The 2,211-nt window shown below is 29.4% G+C and carries 2 protein-coding genes; one reads left to right on the top strand and one right to left on the bottom strand.

Annotated features, from left to right (window positions below; translation table 11 throughout):
- Positions 1-26 precede the first annotated feature (26 nt).
- A complete protein-coding gene (gene dctA, locus M3Z80_RS09605) occupies positions 27-1,328 on the top strand; it encodes a C4-dicarboxylate transporter DctA (RefSeq protein WP_293919395.1) in 1,302 nt (433 codons plus the stop codon).
- 431 nt (positions 1,329-1,759) lie between these two features.
- Here dctA and M3Z80_RS09600 read toward each other — a convergent pair whose 3' ends face one another.
- Positions 1,760-1,936, bottom strand: a complete 177-nt coding sequence (locus M3Z80_RS09600; RefSeq protein WP_293919394.1) for a histone H1 — start codon at positions 1,934-1,936, stop codon at positions 1,760-1,762.
- Positions 1,937-2,211 lie beyond the last annotated feature (275 nt).

The following is a 2,211-nucleotide window of genomic DNA, read 5'->3' as shown; positions in this document are numbered from 1 at the left end:
TACTCACCTCAATAAAATAAAACATAATGAAAATACTAAAAAGTCTTTACGTACAAGTTATAATCGCCATAATTATAGGTATTTTTATAGGCTATTTTTTCCCGAGTGAAGATACTGTAGTTAATGGTGTCAAACAACATAGTGTTGGACTCGGTGAAATGCTGAAACCATTGGGGGACGGATTTATCAAGCTAATTAAGATGATTGTAGGACCTTTGATTTTTTGCACTATTGTACTTGGAATTGCAGGCATGGAAGATACTAAAAAGGTTGGTAAGGTTGGTTTAACAGCTATTGTTTATTTTGAAATTATGACAACAATAGCCTTAATAATCGGCTTAATTTTCGTAAATGTATTAAAACCCGGAGATGGTATGCATGTAGATCCTTATGCTCTGGACTCTTCATCTATGTCCGTTTATATAGAAAAAAGCAAAGAAGATCATGGAATTGTAGGATTTATTTTAGATATGATTCCAGAAAACGTTATTGCTTCTATAGCTTCAAATAATTTATTGCAAGTTTTAGTTTTTGCGATTTTATTTGGTTTTGCCATGACTAAAATCGGAACTAAAGCCTCTAAACCGGTTTTATCCGTATTGCAATCTTTTCTAGATGGGCTTTTTGCTATAATTAAAATAATTATGTATTTGGCCCCTTTAGGTGCTATGGGAGCTATGGGATATACAATAGGCGTATACGGATTAAATGCATTAAGTAACTTAGGAATGTTGATCCTATGTTTTTATTTAACTTGTATTGTATTTATATGCGGAGTAATCGGTGCAGTTCTTTATTACAATAAAGTTAATATTTTTAAATTTATACGCTATATTAAAGAAGAACTTTTAATTGTTCTAGGAACTTCTTCTTCAGAATCTGCTTTGCCGGGTATAATGAGTAAAATGGAGAAAATAGGGTGTTCTAAGTCGGTGGTAGGCTTGGTAATTCCTACCGGATATTCATTCAATTTGGATGGAACCTCCATTTATCTTACTATGGCTGCTGTATTTATTTCACAAGCCTTGGATATGCATTTGAACTTACAACAGGAAATAACTCTTCTTTTGGTGTTACTTTTAACTTCTAAAGGAGCCGCTGGTGTTACTGGTAGTGGATTTATTACCCTTGCAGCCACTTTGCCGGTGGTTGGACATGTTCCTGTAGAAGCTGTCGCTTTAATATTTGGAATTGACAAATTTATGAGTGAAGCTAGAGCATTAACCAATTTAATAGGTAATGCAGCTGCCACTATCATAGTTGCCAGAAGAGAAAATGAATTTGATTATACCAAAGCAGAAACTATTTTAATTTCAAATAAGTCTTAACTTACTAATTATTTATTAAAAAATCTGCGCATAAAATTTAATTTATAAGAGCCTTTATCTTTATAAAAACTCAGATTATATTAATTAAATAAAGTTATAAAAATAATAATTTTAAAGTCCTGGTAATTTTTATTAGGACTTTTTATATATACCTAATATACTATAATTTATAAACTGATTCTTTTATTTTAAATATTGACTAAATCCAAATACTATTGATATATTTTTCAATTTTATAATATTAGATTGATTTTCAATCTTTAATACTAAATATAAATTTTGTAAAAACTGATATGCCTAATCTACTTTATTTTTATAGATACAAATAGCTATTTAGTTATGAAGGTAGATTAATATTTTATTACAAACCATAAAAACTAAAAGGTTATTCCAATGCTTGGAATAACCTTTTTCTACTTAAATAATCTCTATTATTTCTTTGAATCCTCAATTGAGAGCTTTCTAAATTCTTTGAGAGCTTTTTCGATAGCTAAAGAGGTTTTTCTGGCTCTAGTTCCGGCTGCCTTGTTGCCATTTTCTACTTGCATTTCTGCATCTTTTTGAAAATCTGCAATCAGATTGTTGATGTTTTCTAATAAATTTTTCATTGTTCCAATTGTTTTTAAATTAGAGGTGCCAAATATAACAATTAATACAATGCAAACAGAGTAACTATAATTTCTACAATCCTACTCTACTCCAGTGCTGTCATTTTTAAAATGGTATCAACTTTAGAATAGGTCAGTCAATTATATATCGATTTATTGTACATTTGGAGAAAGCTATTCCTTAAAATTATATCTTTTATCAAATAATTTGCAATTAATCATTGTCTTTTATAATATTATTGCCTGCCACATACAATATATAGGAATATCAATGA

The sequence above is a fragment of the Apibacter sp. genome, assembly GCF_025291155.1.
Lineage (GTDB): Bacteria > Bacteroidota > Bacteroidia > Flavobacteriales > Weeksellaceae > Apibacter.
Note: the sequence above shows the minus strand (reverse complement) of the source record. Positions and strands in the feature narration are given on the sequence as shown.